The organism is Candidatus Viridilinea mediisalina (assembly GCF_002532535.1).
GTDB lineage: Bacteria > Chloroflexota > Chloroflexia > Chloroflexales > Chloroflexaceae > Viridilinea > Viridilinea mediisalina.
This window is the reverse complement of the sequence record NZ_NQWI01000027.1, coordinates 26,607-44,064: the sequence shown is the minus strand read 5'-3', so window position 1 is coordinate 44,064 and position 17,458 is coordinate 26,607. Positions and strand designations below refer to the sequence as shown.

The following is a 17,458-nucleotide window of genomic DNA, read 5'->3' as shown; positions in this document are numbered from 1 at the left end:
CCGCCCTGAAACCCGCTGTGGGGCTACGCCCCACCCCCCCGCCGGAGGGTTAACTTAAGTGGGAGGCTTTGCCTCCCCCAAACCCCCACCAAGGGGCTGCGCCCACGTTTCTTCACGCACTCGGTTGCTTTTCTTGTATTATATGTATTGAGCGTCTGTGATGAAGGAATCACCCATGACCCTATCCGATCAACCTACGCTGCCTGCGATGCCGCAGCCTCTGCCGACGCCCAGCCTGGTGCAGTTGGTTGAAAGTCTGCTCTTTGTTGCGGGTGAGCCGGTAACGCGCAGCCAGTTGGCAAAGACGCTTGAGGTGGCAGAGGAGGCTATTCAGAGTGCCCTTGATGAGTTAACCCAGCTCTACCAAGGGCGGGGGGTGCGCATGCAACGCCACAACGACCAGATACAACTCGTAAGTGCGCCCGAATCCGCCCCAACCATTGCACGCTTCCTGGGCCTTCAAGCGAGTGGGCGTCTCTCCAATGCGGCCCTTGAAGTGCTTGCGATTATCGCCTACCGCCAACCGATCACCCGCGCCCAAGTGGATGCGATTCGCGGGGTGGATAGCAGTGGAACCATACGTGCCCTGCTCGCCCGTGACCTGATCGCTGAAGCTGGACGCCTTGAAACAATTGGCCGCCCCATTCTCTATGCGACGACGCCCACATTCTTGCAACAATTTGGCCTCGCAAGCCTTACCGAACTCCCTCCCCTCGAACTGCCACTCCAAGTAGTTGGGGATGACTCGTAAGGGATGGTTTCAGAAACGGCCTTTCAACTTTACCGTTTTCTGTTCGATGTTGGTGGCTACACCACCAACATCGAACAAAAAGATTTTTTGGATTGAACAATGCAAACACCAATTACCATTCTGATTGCCGACGATCACACTATATTCCGCCAAGGGCTGCGTGAATTGCTTGAGCGCAAAGGTGGCTTCCATGTTGTTGCTGAAGTGAGCGATGGTCTTGCTGCGGTCGCTCAGGCGCGTGAGCAACGCCCCCACATTGCGCTGCTCGACATCTCAATGCCTGGCTTGACCGGCATCGAGGCTGCACGCCAGATTGCCAATGTTAGTCCCGACACCCGGACTGTTGTGCTGACCATGCACCGCGACGAACGCACCGTGCTTGAGGCGCTCCGTGCCGGGGCCAATGCCTACCTGCTCAAAGATGCTGATGCAAGTGAACTGATCGAAGCCATCCAAGTGGTTCATCGCGGCGAAGCCGCCCTCGCCGGGAGCGCCGCTGCGCGGGTGCTCGACATGCTGCGCCGTGGTGATAGCGCCCCCGTCAGCGCCGACCTGCTTACCCCGCGTGAGCGCGACATCCTCGCCCTGGTAGCGCAAGGCGACGACAACCGTGCGATTGCGCTCAAACTCAGCCTCTCCGAAAAGACTGTTGGTAATCGTCTCAGCGAGATCTTCCAAAAACTTGGGGTCAACAATCGCACCCAAGCCGCCATTGTGGCGGTTCAACGCGGCCTTGTGCCCCCGCCTGAGGTCATCTAGGAAAGGATACAGAAACGAGAAAATAGAAAATAGCTCTATTATCTTCCCTACTTTCTATCTCCTCCCTATAGTATGGAATTCTCCCCGCCTGCCAGCGGGTAGCACCGCCCTAAGCACGACACGTCAACTGCGTTATACTACAGGCTCATAGCAATAGAATATCTGGGGGCAAAGCAAACATATGATCATGAACACCGTTAAAACAACGATGCTGCTCGCAGGGCTTACAGCCCTCTTCGTCTTTATCGGCGGTGCCCTTGGTGGTCAAATCGGGATGATCATTGCTATCGTCTTCGCCTTGGTCATGAACATGGGCGCGTGGTGGTTCTCCGACTCGTTGGCCCTACGCATGAGCGGTGCGCGCGAAGTGACACCCGAAGAGGCTCCGGAACTGCACGAGATGGTCGAGGTACTCTCGGTGCGTGCCGAACTGCCCAAGCCTCGCGTCTACATCATTGAGAGCGAGACGCCCAACGCTTTTGCGACCGGACGTAGCCCCGAGAAGGGTGCTGTCGCGGTTACCACAGGTATCGCCCGGCTGCTCACCCGCGACGAGTTGGCTGGCGTCGTTGCCCACGAGTTGGCCCACATCAAGCACCGCGATACGCTCATCTCCAGCATTGCAGCCACTATTGCTGGTGCGGTCACCATGATTGCTGATATGGCCATGTGGAGCATGATCTTCTCGAGCTTCACTGGCGGCAATGATGAAGAAGAGGGCGGCGGGCTTGGCGAGATGGTCAGTGGTGTGCTGATGATGATCCTTGCGCCCATTGCGGCGATGATTATCCAGATGGCGATCTCGCGCTCGCGTGAGTACCTCGCCGATGCTGGTGGGGCCCAAATCCTCGGCGATCCGCTGCCCCTCGCCAGTGCCCTTGAGAAGTTGGAATGGGCGGCTGGGCGCGTGCCGATGCAGGCCAGCCCCGCGACCTCGCATCTCTACATCATTAACCCGCTCGTCGGTGGCTTCAGCAGCCTCTTCCGCACCCACCCGCAGACCGAGGAGCGCATTGCGCGCCTGCGCGCTATGGCATCGTAAGGTTTATACTGCTTCAAGTATGTGGTTCACTGTTGACGGCTTCGCCGTCAACAGTGAACCTATTTTCTATTTTCTCGTTCCTGTATTCTTCCCCTAGCTACACAAAGCGCATACAGACCTGGTTGCCTAACATGCGCCCCCGTGGGCTTAACCAGACCCGCTCGGCGTTGCGCTCGATCAGCCCCTCGGCGGCAAGCTGCGCCAGAATGGGGCCGTAGGTCGCCTCAAGGCTGCGACCGCAACGCGCCGCGAAGTGGGCTGCACTCACCCCGCTGTTGAGGCGCATGCCCATGATCATTGTCTCGGCACACCACTCTTGGGGCGTTAACAGCACCTCTTCGGCAATGGGCAAGCGGCCTGCACCCACTGCCGCAATGTATTCGTCTACGCCGCATAGATTGGCGTAGCGACGCGGGTGGCTGTGCCCATGCGCCCCCGCCCCCGCGCCTGTATAGTCGCTGTTGAGCCAATAGGCCAAGTTGTGGCGGCATACGGGCAGTGAGGTGAGGGGCATGTGGCAAGAAGAGGCATGCGGCAGCATAGGATACGCGGCTCCTATCGGAAGCATCTCTGTTCCCCTGTTCCCCTGTTCCTCTGTTCCTCTCCCCCCTGACCTAGCCCAATTACTAATCTCATACTGCACATACCCAGCCGCTGCCAACTGCTCCATGGCCATTTCATACATCGCGGCAGATGTATCATCATCGGGAATAGTGATCTGCCCGCTGGTGACTTGGGTATAGAGTGGCGTTGTTGTTTCAACAATCAGCGCGTAGAGCGCGAGGTGTTCCGGGGCCCACGTCATCACCGCTGCAAGGGTTGCTTGCCACTCAGCAAGGCTCTGCCCAGGCAGACCAAAGATCAGATCGAGGTTAATCTGCGCAAAGCCAGCCTCACGGGCCGCTTGGTAGCTTTGGAACGCTTGGGCCGCATCGTGGATCCGCCCAATCCGCCGTAGCGTGGCATCATTGAGACTCTGCACGCCAAGGCTGAGCCGATTGACTCCGAGGCTGCGTAAGCCGCAGAGATACTCGTGGTTGAGCAGCGTCCCCGGATTGGCCTCACTGCTAATCTCAGCCTGCTCCACACAGACAAGGGCTGCCGCAGCGTTGAGGATGCGCTCAAACTGCTTGAGGTTCAACATGGTTGGCGTACCGCCGCCAAAAAAGAGCGTCGGGCCCACTGCGGCAGCCTCAGGCGAGGCCGGGGGCGACGGCTGGTACGTGGCAGCCAACATCCGCAACTCAGCGCAAAGCGCCGTCACATAGGCATCTATGCGATCTTCAAGTTGCGCGTAGGTAGTAAAGTCGCAATATGCACAGCGGCGCTGGCAAAAGGGGATATGGATATAGAGGTGAGTCACTGGGGAGAACAGAGGAACAGAGGAACAGAGGAACAGATGTATTTAACCCTGGGCCAATTCGCGCAAACGGGAAAGATTGAGCAGCGTAATGCCAGTACGATCCACATCAAGCAGATGGGCATCGCGGAACTGATTAAGCACCTTGGTCACCGTCTCGCGGTAGGCATTGACCATCTCGGCGAGCTGTTGGTGCGTGCGTCGCCCAACGTGCTGTTGCGGTTGCGGATGGTGCGCTTGGTCACCCGACATCTCCAAGAGAACCGAGGCGAGCCGAGCGGGCACCGATTTGAAGGCCACTTCCTCGATGCGACGACTAAGAGTCTGGCGCTGTTGACCGAGCAATTCCAGCAAAGCCATACTGAGACCAGGCGTAGTCGCACTCGCAGCTAGTAATGCCCCTCGTGCTACCGCCACGACGCGGGCCGATTGCAACGCTTGGGCGTAGGTATCGTAGGTGTTGCCACCAGCAAGGGCACTATGGCCAAAGACTTGGCCCGGTTCAACCACCTTGATCGTCAAGGTACGCCCTTCGCTTGAGAACATCTGCAGACCAATCTGACCACTCAGGAGCAGGTAGAGGGCGTGGGCTGGTTGGTTCGGCGTATAGACATAGCTATGACGTCGAAAATTCTGCCCGCTACCCAGACGTTCGATTGCGGCATGCAGCACATGCTGCGGTGAAGCATCGCTCGCTGACGCGACCATAATAGCCCTCCAACCAGCTTCGTTGTTCCGTGACGCTTCCCAGAGCTAAAGTACCTGGGCTTTAGAGACTGCCGCTCCAGTCTTATGCTCCGTAAAGCGCATGCTGTAAATATTGTAGCATACCATAAAACTTTTTGTTGCTGTTTGGCGGCTTCGCTGCCAACACGGAACAAAAAGGGGGGTTTGGAGCGTAGCCCCAAAGCGGGTTTTAGGGCGGCAGCCATAAACGTAATGCGTATGCGAAGCCTAATCCTACACTAGTACATTGTGAGTAATCGGTGGCATCGGCGTGGAGGAACGCGGGTTGGAGTTGAGACTTCTGGGGCGCGGGGAGGGTGTAGATTCTGCCCGCAGCAACCTCAATTGGTGCAGCAAGGCATGGGCACTGGGTCGCTTGGCTGCATCGGCATGGGTAGCGGCACAAATCAACGCATCAACCTCGGGGCGCACGTCGGGTACCAATTGGCGCACTGGCGGGAGGCACGGCATGGCGGGAGAGTAGTTGCTCAAGAGCACGTAGAGGGTCATGCCAAGGGCGTAGATATCGGAAGCGGGCGTTGGCTGACCCTGCTGCTGTTCGTGGGGCATATAGCCGGGGGTGCCGAGGATGGTGGGCTGGGTGGCGTCTGTGAAGGTGCGGCCAATACCAAAATCGATCAGCCAGAGCCAGTCGGTGCTATCAACCAGCAGATTAGCGGGCTTCAGATCGAGGTGGAGCGTAGCGCGAGCGTGGATGTAGGCGAGAGCGGAGCAAGCAGCATAAGCGTAGGTCAACGCCCTCTCTTCAGGCAGACCAGTGCTGCGCTGCTCTAGCACGGTTTGGAGACTCACGCCCTCCACATACTTCATCACAAGGCAGCCCTCATCTTCAAGATAGGCGTAGATCTCGGGAATGTGGGGATGGCCAGGCGTCTTGAGGGCGGCTAAGAGCTCTGCTTCGCGCACGAGGCCCGCCGCGTGCAGCTTTTGCACCCGCACGGAATTACCAGTGTGTAGGTGCAGGCGCTTAATCACACAGAGCGCATCAAAGAGTTGCGTATCGTAGGCACTGAAGGTTTCAGCGAAGCCACCTTGACCAAGCAGTTGGCCAATACGGTAGCGCCCACCGGGGCCAAGTGTCGTACCGGGGGGCAATGAGCCGACACATGCAAGCGCAGGCTGCAGAGGTAGTGTGCTAACGTCGGGCGCTAACGCAGATGAAGGTGGTTGTGTTGATGCATCATCGTGTACATGGCTCATGCGTCACCCGATTCCGGATCAGGCACAACAAGGGTATAGCCGCGGCGGCGGTGGCTCACGATGCGAATGCGCTGGTTTGGATGCAGCAGCGCTTGATGGGCTTCAAGCGCCACGCGCAATTCACTGATCAGACGATAGAGGCGATCAACCAATTCATCGGCACTCTGCGTATCTATTTCCCACACTGCCCGAACGCAATCGGCAGTGCGACAGATCGCATCACGATGTTTATAGAGGTAAGAAAGGAGCAAGTACGCCGAAAAGGGAAGATCGAGAGTCGCACCGTGAAGGATAAAGCACTGACGGGATATATCTTCGCTCAACGGCACTGCTGGCATTGGCGGCAAGCTATGGGGCGGGCCGGTTGGATCGGGATCACAGAAACGGAGTAACGGTACAGGACTCCCCAAACCAATCAGCGCGTTACCCGATAAGCGATAGGAAGTTAAGGGAGCGAGGCGCTCACCGTTGAGGAATGTCCCAAAAGAGCTCTGCTGATCGGCAATCTGATAGACATCCAAGCAACGCGAAATGATCGCATGTTGCCGTGAAACACCGTCGCGCTGTACGCGCACCGCACAACAAGATCCGCGACCAATCAGGCATGGATCATGGCTGAGTATGTAACTGGCTGGCTGGATAGGATGGGCATCAAGAGCGACCAGGTAGGGCGTTAGGCTCTCGCCGTCCTTTGTCATATCTCTACTGACACCTCCTCGTGGGTGGAATTATAGCCTTTTCTAAAAACTTCGGCAAATAGAGGAGTTAAACGAAGCTTTAGCGAAGGATGTACTACGTAGAATGGGAGGAGAACCCCAAAACGGGTTTTAGGGCGGCGACCCTAAGACGAAGCAGAAGTGAGGAGGTATGCTATGTCGCGTCGCATTCGCCATCTCGTATTGTTGGTTATCCCTATTACGCTTTTGGCCCTTCTTCAGAGCGTAGCCTATGCTCATCCACCGCAGCAGGAAGCGGATGAGCCAACAACGAATGGCAATGAACTTGCCTCCACGTTTCATCATTTTCTGGCTAGTACTTCGCTAGACAGCTTTGGCAGAAGCACTATCTGGATTCGTGGTTGTACGAGTACACCCTACTTTCAGATAAGTGTACAAAAGGCTGGCTTTAGTCCATCTCAGGTGGCCCTCTTTCCATCAAACTGTTCCCCCTTGGGCTTGTGGCCTGTGCAATACAATGCCCTACCGGGTGAGATCTACTACATCTATGTGTGGGCAAGCGAGACCCCCTTGTCGGCTGTTGAGTTTGACCAACGGGCTTGGGTGTCCCGTATCCAGATCAATACGCCAGGCTTTCTTCCCTACATTCAGTATTTTCCTTCTACACACCCTAGAGGCGTGATCGAGGCGCCCGCCGCTGGTGCGGTTGTTCAGGGAACCGTCATCTTTTCTGGCTGGGCCGTTGATGCCGCCTCGTGGGATGGTCCGGGCATGAATCGGGTTGAGTTCTATCTGGGCAATACACTGCTTGGCCAGTCATTGTATGGTTTTTCACGTCCCGATGTCGCTTGGCTCATGAGCGACTCGCGCTTCCTCCCTTCTGGTTTCACGTTCCTATTAGACACCACTAGGCTGCCCAATGGTCTCAATACCATAACCGTAAGATTCCGCAGCAGTGTCACCGGCCTGTGGAGTTACTTAGAGCGCACTATTAACGTCAATAATGGCACTTCGCCCAATCCGACGACACCCACCGTCGTACCGAGTGCTTCGCCGACCGTTGCACCGAGTGCTTCGCCGACCGTTGCACCGAGTGCTTCGCCGACCGTTGCACCGAGTGCGTCGCCCACCGTTGCTCCGCGTGCGTCGCCTACCGTTGCTCCGCGTGCGTCGCCCACCGTGGTGCCGCGTATTCCCACCATCACGTTGGGTGCCTACAGCGTGAACGGGCGGGTCATCGATCCTCATAACCGGGGCGTTGCCGGGGTGACGGTCTCGGCGGGGGGGCGTAGCGCAACCACCGATACGACAGGTGCTTACCGCATCAGCGGGCTACCCGCCGGCAACTACCAGCTTACCGCGTCGCACAGCGGCTACAGCTTTAGCCCCTCAAGCCACAATGCCATCGTAGCGGGCGACGTACAGGGTCAGAATTTTGTGGCTACTCCGCTGACGACAAGCGATGCTTTTGATCTCACTATCTCACTCTACAACAACCCGCAGGGAAACCAACGCAGACCCTACGAGGAGATTATTGGCTACTTTGCCGACGCGGTCTTTGAGATGTCCAACGGTGTCCATAAAGTAGGCACGGTGACCATCTACCCCAACAATGGGCGGCATGGACGGGCTGATGTGCGGTGGGTGGCTAGTTGTCGGCCCAGTGCCGCTATTTCGGGCTACGGGTTTGATGGGCCACACATTGAGATGTGTGACGAGTTTTCTCAGATCAACTTCCTCCTTGAAGATCATGAAGGTGGCGGCTACATCCTCGCCCACGAGTGGGGCCACTACTTCTATGCGCTCTACGACGAATATCGAAAAAGCAGTGGCGCCTGTGATCCAGGCGATCCAGGCGATCCATGCCCTAACGATACACCGGTGCAAGAATCGATTATGAACAACTCGTTGCGGGCGAGGGGTGGTCACTTTGCTTGGCTCAACTTCTCAACGGCGCTCAACAATACGCGCAACACCGCCCAGCACCGCGTCTACCAGGCGAGCGGCTGGGAGACGCTGGTGCGTTCACCGGCGTTGGATCCGCGTGATGGCGTGTTGCATAACTACCCGGCGCGGCCCTACTTCCCGGCATTGGTGGATGTTGCTCCGGCGGCGGGCCAAGCCCCGCGCATCGATCTGGTTGCGGGCCACACTGCTCGCAGCGAACTGAACATTGTCTGGACGGCGAACACCGCCAACCTAAGCGACGAAGATGACGGCTTTGTCGCCAACCTTAATGTTCTTGATGGCGGCATAGTGAGCTACCCCAACCCCATCCGTCTCTTGGCGACCCTCCAGCGCACCAGGATGGTTGCGGGCGCGCTGGCTCAGGGGGAGTTGCTTGCCCCCGATGGCTCATACACTACCTTTACGCTGCGCGACGATGGGCTTGCCCCCGATCCCACCGCCGACGATGGTATCTATGCGGCGCTCGTCAACTATACGCAGGATGGCCCCCATACCCTGCGCGTCTACTTCAGCAACCCCAACGGCAATGCCAAGGAGGTCTTCGATAGTGGCCAGTTTGCCCCACCGCCGCCCGGTGTAGATGCGCCCCAACTGCCCGCCCCAATCCCCATCAGCGATGACTTCGCGGTGATAGCCGAGATGGTGATTATCGTCAGTGGCACCCAAGCCGATGACCATGGTGATACGCCGCAGAGCGCGACGTTGCTTGAACATAACAACCACGATCTTGTGGGCAAGATTGATCGGGCTGGCGACCGCGATCTCTTCCGTATTGAGGCCACACAGGCGGGGCGCGTTGTCGTGCGCGTCAGTGACCTTGCCTTTGGTATGCTTCCTCGTCTGCGCATCCTCGCCGCCGATGGTACTACCGAACGGGCCAACGTCACATGGTCGGGTATAGGCTACCTCTGGGCCGAAGTATCTGTCGAAGAGGGCGGCACCATCTATGCCGAAGTGTCGCACACCGATTCTAGTGCTGCCACAGGTATCTACAAGATAAGCGCTGGTGCAGCGATTAGCAGTGATGTGAGTAACAGTGTCAATGTCTACTTACCGTTGATTCGACGCTAAAGTACCGAGGATTGCACCACACAAAGGGCGTCGTCGGCAGACCAGGTAGGAGCACGCCCAGAGCGCCAAGTGCCAATGCGAACGATCCAGCCCCAATCAGCAGCCAACGCACAATGCGGGAGCGGTGGGGCTGGACTGTTTCTGGTGTGTCAATCGGGACTTCGCAGTGTGACATAGTATGCTCAGGTGTTTTTTGTCATCAACCGATAGGATTTTGGAATACCCAGAATGGCTCTCACCCCCTACCCCCTTCGACAAGCTCAGGGCACCGCCTCTCCCACGTTGTGGGAGAGGGGCGAAGGCAACGCGGTTCTATTGCATTCCTTTGCGCTCTTTTGTGGCAATGAACACATGTTTTTTCGTCCTTAAACACAAGCGGGAGAAGGGGTTGGGAACAAGTCAAAACGCCCACTCGCCGTTCCGCATCACCGCTTCGCTACGCCCATCAGGGTAGATGCCGTCCACATCCATGCTGGCACTCCCGATCATAAAATCTACATGGATAATGCTGAGGTTGCCCCCAATGGCAGCAAAACGTTCATCGTCCATTGCGTTGCCGTCGCGCACACAACCACGGTAGCCGTTGCCGAGTGCCAAGTGGCTCGCTGCGTTTTCGTCGAAGAGCGTGTTGGCAAAAAGCAGGCCGGTGCGTCCCACTGGAGAACTGGCCGCCACAAGCGCAACCTCACCTAAGCGTGCCGCACCTTCGTCGCTCTCGATCAGGCGTTGTAGCGTTGCTTCGCCCTGTGCAGCGCTTACAGCACTGACACGCCCATGACTGAAGGTGAGGCTAAAGTCATCAATCAGGGTGCCGCCATAGTTGAGTGGGCGGCTGGAGTGGATGACGCCTTCGGCTCGCCCGTGGTGCGGTAGGGTGAAGATCTCCTCGGTGGGCAGGTTGGGCACAAACGGTAGCCCAGCTTCACTGATCGCTCCACCACCTGTCCAGAGATGTTCAGCCACGAGGCCGACGGTCAGATCGGTGCCAGGGCCGCGAAAGTGGAGCGCATCGTAGCGCCGTTGGTTCATATAATCAGCGCGGGTCGCTAATTCGCGCACATGGGCTTGCCAAGCCGCCACCGGATCGGGCTGATCGAGGCGGCAGGTGCTGGCAATCGCCTGCCAGAGCCGCATCAGTTGGGCTTCGGGAGGCGCTTCAGGCAGCACAGCGGCAGCCCATCCAGGCGTGGGGTAGCTCACCACAACCCAGGCTGCCGCATTGCGCTGCACCAAGTCGCTCACTGGCTTGGCCGCCTGGGCCACCGCCCGCATCATCCTACTCACCGCTTCGGGGTCTTGGCCTGCAAGTAGGGTTGGCGTAGCCGCATAGATTGACACCAATGCATCACCAGCCTCAAGGTAGTCTACACTCACCGCAGGCTGCCACGCGGCAACATGATTGAGCGAGTCACGCGCTGCCTCCTCAAGCCGCACCACATTGAGCTGCTCGTCGCTCCAGACCACATCAACAAACCTCGCCCCAACGCGGTAGGCGCTACGCACCACCGCTCGTACCAATTCAACCGTCTGCAGATCGGCCCGCACCAGCAAACGTTGACCAGGCTGCAAATTCACTCCGACCCGAACAATGACATCTGCGTAGTGCTGTAGCTCGCTGGCACTGTGAAAGGGGGGCATAGGGAACTCCATGGTTGTTGGCATCCGACGATCTCAGCCGATGAACGTCGGCACGACATCCTTGGCATTATACCAATATACTTTTAAGGTTGCCCCACATGCCTAGCCATGCTATAATCGCGCCCGTTAGGGATGATTTCAGGCCACTTTACGGTTTGGGGGCATGTTGTGCATCCTGATGCCACAAACCTATTTTCTATTTTCTCATTTCTGTATTCTTCCCTTATGGTAAGAATTGCTCTGGGTGCGCTACGCGCCCCTCAATGGTAATGGTGCATGAGCCAAGAACTACGGACAGTCTGGTGGGAGCCGGGGGCGGTCTGTTTGATTGACCAGCTTCGCCTCCCGCATGAAGAGGTGACGGTGCGTTGCACCGAGTTGGCGGCGGTGGCGGCGGCGATTAAGACGATGGTGGTGCGCGGTGCGCCCGCAATTGGTTGTACTGCGGCCTATGGGATCGCGTTGGTCGCAACGCAGAGTACTGCAACCGATGCGCCTGCGCTGCTGCGTGAACTTGAGGCGGCAAAAGCTACGCTCGATGCCCAACGCCCTACGGCGGTCAATTTGGCTTGGGCAACAACCCGTATGCTCAACCAGGCCCGTGCGCTGGCACCCTCTGGCCTAGAGGCGCTACGCACCGGTATGCTTGAGGAGGCCCACGCGGTTCTGCATGAAGATTTGGCCATGTGCCACGCGATTGGCGACTATGGTGCGCCTCTTATTCCGGAACGTGGCCATGTGCTTACCCATTGCAATGCGGGTGGCTTGGCGACGGCAGGCTATGGTACCGCGTTGGCCCCTATGCGTACCGCTGCAAGCCAGGGGCGCACGCTCCACGTCTGGGTGGACGAGACGCGGCCATTCTTGCAGGGGGCGCGCCTGACCGCTTGGGAACTGCGTGAGGCCGGTATTCCGCTGACGCTGATTACCGATAATATGGCGGGCTATATGATGCAGTCTGGTGAAGTGGATTGCATTATCGTGGGCGCGGATCGGATTGTAGCTAATGGTGATGTGGCTAACAAGATTGGCACCTATAGCCTCGCAGTGCTGGCCAATTTCCACAACATCCCCTTCTATGTGGCCGCCCCCTCTTCAACGATTGATCTCTCGCTGGCTACGGGCGATCTGATTCCCATTGAACAACGTTCCTCCGATGAGGTGACCCACCTCGGCGGGCAGTTGATTGCCCCACTTGGAGTGAATGCCGCCCATCCGGCCTTCGATGTGACGCCCAATCGTTTGATTACGGCGATCATTACCGAACGTGGGGTTGTCTATCCACCCTTCACTGAGGGCCTGAGTACCGCCGTGCGTAGGTCGTAACCAACAGCCTAGATGCTCCTATGATGACAGTGAGTCCCTCCGCGCCGAGTGAGCGCATGGCCCTACCGGTACGCCCTGCGTGTCGGGCAGCACCGCGTGTCGGTGCGCCCTTGGGTCGGCAACCGCTGCTCTTGGAGGGTTTGACGGCCTTGCCTCAGCAGGCTGGCCATGGTGAAGCGCTGGCCTTTGCGTCCATGGGCTTTCCTGGTTTGAGCCTCGATCTGGCGCATGAGCGTGGGGTGGTGCAGACGAAACAGGCCGAGCGCCACCTTGATGAGCTGAGTTTGGCCTATTTGCGTAATGATAGCGCAAGGGGTGCCTTGCCCCCTGAGCAACTCTCGGTGCTTGACGATCTCGTGCGCCAGGCTGAACAACATCATGTACGCGGGGTGCGCATTGAGTTGAGTGGGCCGGTGGGGTTGGGCTTGCAGTTTGTGGATGAACACGAACGCCCACTGGCCTACGATGCCCCCCTGCGTGAAGCGTTAGCCCAATATCTGGCGCTGCGTAGCCTCTGGCTGCAACAGCAGATCAATCTGAAGCTTGGTAGCACCCTGATCTGCTTTGATGAACCTTTTCTTGAAGCGCTCGCTTCCCCCTTCTGCCCGCTCGATTGGGAAGAGGGTGGGGCAATGTTGGCACGTGCCCTCGTAGAACTCCCCGCCCCGCGTGGCCTCTGTGTTGCGGGCGAACCCGATTGGGCTGCGCTGTTGGCCCTGCCGGTGGATTGTGTCTTCTTCGATGCCTATGCCCAGAGTGCCACCCTGATCCAGGCTGCACCTGCTGTCGCTGATTACCTGGATCGCGGGGGGCTGCTGGGCTGGGGTATCGTTCCCGCCGATGCTCAGATCCTTGCCCACGAACGGGTCGAAACGCTCGCCCATCGCTTCATGAGTAGCGTTGAGTATCTGGCGGCTGCGGGCGAGCTTGCCGTTGAAAAGGTGCTATCCAACGCTTTGATTAGTACGAGTAGCCGCCTTGGCCACCTACCCCCGGATGTTGCGAGCTATGCGGCCAATTGCTGCACCGATGTCGCTGCCTGGCTGCGTCAACATTACCACCTGGAGGAGAAGTAACTGTGCGTATCGTTGTGACTGGTTCGCTCGCTTTCGATTACATCATGGATTTTCCTGGCTATTTCAAAGACCATATGCTGATGGAGAAGGCACATATGCTTTCGGTTAGCTTTTTGGTCGATTCGATGCGGAAAATGCGTGGTGGTGTTTCAGGCAATATTGCCTACAATTTGACGCTGCTCGGCGAGCGCCCACTGCTTGTCGGAGTTGCTGGCCACGATTTTGGCGATTATCGCGCTTGGCTTGAAGCCCAAGGAGTGGATACCTCCGGCATCAAGGAGATTAGCCACGAGTTTACCTCCTCCTGTTTTATCAATACCGACCGCGCCAATAATCAGATTGTGGCCTTCTACGCCGGGGCGATGGGCCACGACCACCAGAGTTCGCTCAGCGAGCGTGGGTTGGGCAAGCAAGATCTGGTGCTGATCTCGCCCACAACGCCTGAGGCGATTAGTCGCTTTGCGCTGGAGTGTCAGGAATTGGGCGTGCCCTACATCTTTGATCCCGGTAAGCAGTCCCCGCGCCTTGATGCCGAGCATATTGCCGTGGGCCTGCGTGGGGCCCGTGTGCTGGTGGGCAATGACTATGAGTTTGGCATGATGGCCCGGAAGCTTGAAATGAGTGAAGAGGAGTTGATTGCGAAGACGCCCCTCACGGTGATTACCAAGGGCGAACAGGGGTCGCTCATCTATACCGATGGCAAACTGGCCACGACGATCCCGATTGCGCCAGTGAGTGAGGTGGTTGATCCGACCGGGGCCGGTGATGCCTACCTCGCTGGCATTGCCTTCGGCGTCGCCCACGCATTGCCCCTAGACGTGACTGGACGCTTGGCGGCCCTTGCTGCCACCTATGCGATTGAGCAGCGCGGCTGCCAAGAGCATGCCTATACTAGCCAGCAGTTCGCTGAACGCTACCGCGCAGCCTTTGGTACTGCGCTGCCTGTTAAGGAAGAACAGATGAACGGGTGAATAGATGAACAGAGGAACAAATGAACAGAGGAACAGATTTCTAATCGATAGGTTCTCCTGTTCCTCTGTTCTCCTGTTCCTCTGTTCTCCTGTTCCCCTGTTCCTCTGTTCTCCTGTTCCTCTGTTCCTCATACTCAAGGAGTAAACGAATCCATGACCACCACAGCGTACGACATTAAAGACCTCAACCTGGCCGAGCAGGGCCGCAAGCGTATGGAGTGGGCCGAGCAAGAGATGCCGGTGCTGCGCCTGATCCGTGAGCGCTTTGAGAAAGAGCGCCCGCTGGCGGGCATTCGCGTGAGTGCATGTCTGCACGTCACCACCGAGACGGGCAATCTGATGCGGGCCCTCGCCGCCGGTGGGGCCGATGTGGTGCTCTGCGCATCCAATCCGTTGAGTACCCAGGACGATGTGGCCGCTGCGCTGGTAGCCTATGAAGAGATTCCGGTCTATGCGATTAAGGGCGAGAGCAACGAGATCTACTACCAGCATATCAAGGCCGCCCTCGATCACAATCCGCAGATGACGATGGACGATGGGGCCGACCTAGTGAGCGGGATTCTGCAGGATCGCCCCGATCTGATTAAGAACATGGTGGGGAGTACCGAAGAGACCACCACCGGCGTGATTCGCCTCAAGGCAATGGCGGCCCAGGGGGTGTTGCCCTTCCCGGTGCTCGCGGTCAACGACAGCGAGACCAAGCATATGTTTGATAATCGCTATGGTACCGGCCAGAGTACGCTTGACGGCGTGATCCGCGCTACCAACGTGCTGCTCGCGGGCAAGACCTTTGTGGTGGCCGGCTATGGCTGGTGTTCGCGTGGTATCGCCGAGCGTGCTGCGGGCCTGGGCGCCAATATCATTGTCACCGAGATTGACCCGATCAAGGCGCTCGAGGCGGCAATGGATGGCTACCGCGTGATGCCCATGGAGCAGGCCGCGCCAATGGCCGATTTTATTGTGACTGCAACCGGCAACAAGCACGTTATTGATAGCAACACCTTCGCCGTGATCAAGAATGGTTGTGTGGTCGCCAACAGTGGCCACTTCAACGTCGAGATCAACATCCCCGCCCTTGAGGAGCTGGCGGTCGAGAAGAAGCAGCCGCGCGCCTTCATTGACCAGTACATCCTCCCCGATGGCCGCCAGGTCAATCTGTTGGGCGAAGGCCGCCTGATCAACCTAGCGAGCGCCGAAGGCCACCCCTCCGCCGTGATGGATATGAGCTTCGCCAACCAAGCCTTGGCCGCCGAGTTCCTGCTGAAGAACCAGGGCCAGCTTGCGGTGGGTGTCCACGCCTTGCCCAAGGATCTGGACAAGGAGATCGCCGCGTTGAAGCTGCGGGCGATGGGTGTGGAGATTGATGTGCTGACCGCCGAGCAGGAGGCGTATTTGAATAGTTGGCAGGAAGGAACCTAAACAATGTCCAATACCTTCACCAGTTCGCCGCGCTTCTACTTCACCAGCGAGAGCGTGAGCAGTGGGCACCCCGACAAGATGTGCGACCAGATTAGCGACGCGATCCTTGATGCGTTCCTCGCGCATGACCCCAAAGCGCGTGTGGCGGTCGAGACGGCCACGACCACCGGCTTGATTGTGGTTCTCGGTGAGGTGACCTATGAGAAGGGTTACATCCCGATTGAAGAGATCGTGCGCAAGACCGTCACTGAGATTGGCTATACCAGTGCCGAGTTTGGCTTCGATGCCGATACCTGTGGCGTGTTGGTCGCCGTGCATGGCCAGTCGCCCGACATTGCCATGGGCGTGGATAAGGCCCTTGAGGCCAAGACCGGCGCGATGACTGAGGATGAAGTTGAGGCCGTTGGTGCCGGCGATCAGGGTATGATGTTCGGCTTTGCCTGCAACGAGACGCCGGAGTTGATGCCTGCCAGTATCGCACTGGCCCACCGCCTGATCCGCCGCATCGAGAAGGTGCGCAAAGAGGGTACCTTGAGCTACCTACGCCCCGATGCCAAGAGCCAGGTGACGGTGGAGTATAGCTATGGCAAGCCGGTGCGCGTAGACACGGTGCTGATCAGTACACAGCACGCCCCCGAGGTGAGCCAAGAGCAGATCCGCGCCGATATTATTGAGCATGTGATCAAGGCCGAGATTCCGAGCGAGTGGCTCGACGACAAGACCCACTACTTTGTCAACCCGACCGGGCGCTTCGTGGTGGGTGGGCCCATGGGCGACTCGGGCCTGACCGGGCGCAAGATCATTGTGGATACCTACGGTGGCGTGGCGCGCCACGGTGGCGGGGCCTTCTCGGGCAAAGACCCGAGCAAAGTGGATCGCAGCGCGGCCTACGCTTCGCGCTGGGTGGCCAAGAACATCGTCGCCGCCGGACTCGCCGAGCGCGTTGAGTTGCAGGTGAGCTACGCCATCGGCGTCGCCCGCCCGCTCTCGCTCAACGTCGAGACCTTTGGCACCGGCAAGGTGGCCGACGAGGTGATCCTCAAAGCCGTGAACGAGGTCTTCGACCTGCGTCCGGGCGCGATCATCCGCGACTTGGGGCTACGCAGCGCCATCTACCGCCAGACGGCTGCGGGCGGCCACTTCGGGCGCACCGACGTAGACCTGCCCTGGGAGCGCACCAACCGCGTTGAGGATCTCCGCAAAGCCGCAGGCTTGTAGGGTCTTCGGCGCGTACAGTACAAGCGGGTAGGGGAGAACCAGGTTCTCCCCTACCCGCTTTGCTGCTACAATGTGAGCAGCATACAGCCTGTACATTAATCTGCAATCTCCAATCTCCAATCTCCAATCTCCAATCTCCAATCTCCAATCTGAAATAATGTAATGTCTCCACAACTCCCTCTGGTACTTCCCTCACATCGTAATCAACAACTCTTCTCCGATTATTATTTGACAT

At 58.1% G+C, this 17,458-nt stretch carries 15 protein-coding genes; 9 read left to right on the top strand and 6 right to left on the bottom strand.

What is annotated here, in order from left to right:
• Positions 1-175 precede the first annotated feature (175 nt).
• From scpB to htpX, 3 genes are all read left to right on the top strand, one after another.
• Entirely contained in the window at positions 176-751 is a 576-nt protein-coding gene (gene scpB / locus CJ255_RS08310; protein ID WP_245863262.1) for an SMC-Scp complex subunit ScpB, read from the top strand.
• Between the two features lie 99 nt (positions 752-850).
• Positions 851-1,510, top strand: coding sequence for a response regulator (locus tag CJ255_RS08305; protein WP_097643624.1), 660 nt, complete (start codon positions 851-853; stop codon positions 1,508-1,510).
• Positions 1,511-1,691: 181 nt separating this feature from the next.
• Positions 1,692-2,552 carry a zinc metalloprotease HtpX gene (htpX, locus tag CJ255_RS08300; protein ID WP_097643622.1) on the top strand — a complete coding sequence of 287 codons (861 nt, stop codon included), beginning with the start codon at positions 1,692-1,694 and terminating at the stop codon, positions 2,550-2,552.
• A gap of 97 nt (positions 2,553-2,649) precedes the next feature.
• Here htpX and hemW read toward each other — a convergent pair whose 3' ends face one another.
• From hemW to CJ255_RS08280, 4 genes are all read right to left on the bottom strand, one after another.
• Positions 2,650-3,915, bottom strand: coding sequence for a radical SAM family heme chaperone HemW (hemW, locus tag CJ255_RS08295; RefSeq protein WP_097643620.1), 1,266 nt, complete (start codon positions 3,913-3,915; stop codon positions 2,650-2,652).
• A gap of 42 nt (positions 3,916-3,957) precedes the next feature.
• Positions 3,958-4,620 carry a Crp/Fnr family transcriptional regulator gene (locus CJ255_RS08290; protein ID WP_097643618.1) on the bottom strand — a complete coding sequence of 221 codons (663 nt, stop codon included), beginning with the start codon at positions 4,618-4,620 and terminating at the stop codon, positions 3,958-3,960.
• Between the two features lie 252 nt (positions 4,621-4,872).
• The gene (locus CJ255_RS08285; RefSeq protein WP_097643616.1) at positions 4,873-5,859 is read right to left on the bottom strand and encodes a serine/threonine-protein kinase; all 987 of its coding nucleotides are present in this window, start codon (positions 5,857-5,859) and stop codon (positions 4,873-4,875) included.
• Positions 5,856-6,557, bottom strand: a complete 702-nt coding sequence (locus tag CJ255_RS08280; protein WP_097643614.1) for an FHA domain-containing protein — start codon at positions 6,555-6,557, stop codon at positions 5,856-5,858. The genes CJ255_RS08285 and CJ255_RS08280 overlap by 4 nt, the downstream gene beginning before the upstream one ends.
• Positions 6,558-7,043: 486 nt before the next feature.
• On the opposite strand from CJ255_RS08280, the gene CJ255_RS08275 reads away from it, so the two are divergent.
• Positions 7,044-9,575, top strand: a complete 2,532-nt coding sequence (locus tag CJ255_RS08275) for a carboxypeptidase regulatory-like domain-containing protein (RefSeq protein ID WP_124681864.1) — start codon at positions 7,044-7,046, stop codon at positions 9,573-9,575.
• On the opposite strand, the gene CJ255_RS24845 is transcribed toward CJ255_RS08275, so the two are convergent.
• Entirely contained in the window at positions 9,544-9,750 is a 207-nt protein-coding gene (locus CJ255_RS24845) for a DUF454 family protein (protein ID WP_124681863.1), read from the bottom strand. The two genes, CJ255_RS08275 and CJ255_RS24845, sit on opposite strands and share 32 nt — an antisense overlap.
• Before the next feature lie 224 nt (positions 9,751-9,974).
• Positions 9,975-11,213, bottom strand: a complete 1,239-nt coding sequence (locus CJ255_RS08270; RefSeq protein WP_097643611.1) for an aminopeptidase — start codon at positions 11,211-11,213, stop codon at positions 9,975-9,977.
• Positions 11,214-11,489: 276 nt separating this feature from the next.
• On the opposite strand from CJ255_RS08270, the gene mtnA reads away from it, so the two are divergent.
• The 5 genes from mtnA (at position 11,490) to metK (ending at position 17,223) form a co-directional block, all read left to right on the top strand.
• The gene (gene mtnA / locus CJ255_RS08265; protein ID WP_097643610.1) at positions 11,490-12,539 is read left to right on the top strand and encodes an S-methyl-5-thioribose-1-phosphate isomerase; all 1,050 of its coding nucleotides are present in this window, start codon (positions 11,490-11,492) and stop codon (positions 12,537-12,539) included.
• Between the two features lie 20 nt (positions 12,540-12,559).
• Positions 12,560-13,615: a uroporphyrinogen decarboxylase/cobalamine-independent methonine synthase family protein gene (locus CJ255_RS08260; RefSeq protein WP_097643609.1), complete on the top strand. Its 1,056-nt coding sequence runs from the start codon at positions 12,560-12,562 to the stop codon at positions 13,613-13,615.
• 2 nt (positions 13,616-13,617) lie between these two features.
• Entirely contained in the window at positions 13,618-14,586 is a 969-nt protein-coding gene (locus CJ255_RS08255; RefSeq protein WP_097643608.1) for a carbohydrate kinase family protein, read from the top strand.
• 153 nt (positions 14,587-14,739) lie between these two features.
• Complete coding sequence (gene ahcY, locus CJ255_RS08250; RefSeq protein ID WP_097643606.1) at positions 14,740-16,005, top strand: adenosylhomocysteinase; 1,266 nt, start codon at positions 14,740-14,742, stop codon at positions 16,003-16,005.
• A 3-nt stretch (positions 16,006-16,008) separates the two neighbouring features.
• Positions 16,009-17,223 carry a methionine adenosyltransferase gene (metK, locus tag CJ255_RS08245; RefSeq protein WP_097643605.1) on the top strand — a complete coding sequence of 405 codons (1,215 nt, stop codon included), beginning with the start codon at positions 16,009-16,011 and terminating at the stop codon, positions 17,221-17,223.
• The last annotated feature ends 235 nt before the right edge of the window (positions 17,224-17,458 follow it).

What these genes read in the sequence shown, in the direction of transcription:
- scpB (WP_245863262.1), top strand. Translation starts at nt 176, where the DNA reads ATGACCCTATCCGATCAACCTACGCTGCCTGCGATGCCGCAGCCTCTG.
- CJ255_RS08305 (WP_097643624.1), top strand. Translation starts at nt 851, where the DNA reads ATGCAAACACCAATTACCATTCTGATTGCCGACGATCACACTATATTC.
- htpX (WP_097643622.1), top strand. Translation starts at nt 1,692, where the DNA reads ATGATCATGAACACCGTTAAAACAACGATGCTGCTCGCAGGGCTTACA.
- CJ255_RS08290 (WP_097643618.1), bottom strand. Translation starts at nt 4,620, where the DNA reads ATGGTCGCGTCAGCGAGCGATGCTTCACCGCAGCATGTGCTGCATGCC.
- CJ255_RS08285 (WP_097643616.1), bottom strand. Translation starts at nt 5,859, where the DNA reads ATGAGCCATGTACACGATGATGCATCAACACAACCACCTTCATCTGCG.
- CJ255_RS08280 (WP_097643614.1), bottom strand. Translation starts at nt 6,557, where the DNA reads ATGACAAAGGACGGCGAGAGCCTAACGCCCTACCTGGTCGCTCTTGAT.
- CJ255_RS24845 (WP_124681863.1), bottom strand. Translation starts at nt 9,750, where the DNA reads ATGTCACACTGCGAAGTCCCGATTGACACACCAGAAACAGTCCAGCCC.
- CJ255_RS08270 (WP_097643611.1), bottom strand. Translation starts at nt 11,213, where the DNA reads ATGCCCCCCTTTCACAGTGCCAGCGAGCTACAGCACTACGCAGATGTC.
- mtnA (WP_097643610.1), top strand. Translation starts at nt 11,490, where the DNA reads ATGAGCCAAGAACTACGGACAGTCTGGTGGGAGCCGGGGGCGGTCTGT.
- CJ255_RS08260 (WP_097643609.1), top strand. Translation starts at nt 12,560, where the DNA reads ATGATGACAGTGAGTCCCTCCGCGCCGAGTGAGCGCATGGCCCTACCG.
- ahcY (WP_097643606.1), top strand. Translation starts at nt 14,740, where the DNA reads ATGACCACCACAGCGTACGACATTAAAGACCTCAACCTGGCCGAGCAG.
- metK (WP_097643605.1), top strand. Translation starts at nt 16,009, where the DNA reads ATGTCCAATACCTTCACCAGTTCGCCGCGCTTCTACTTCACCAGCGAG.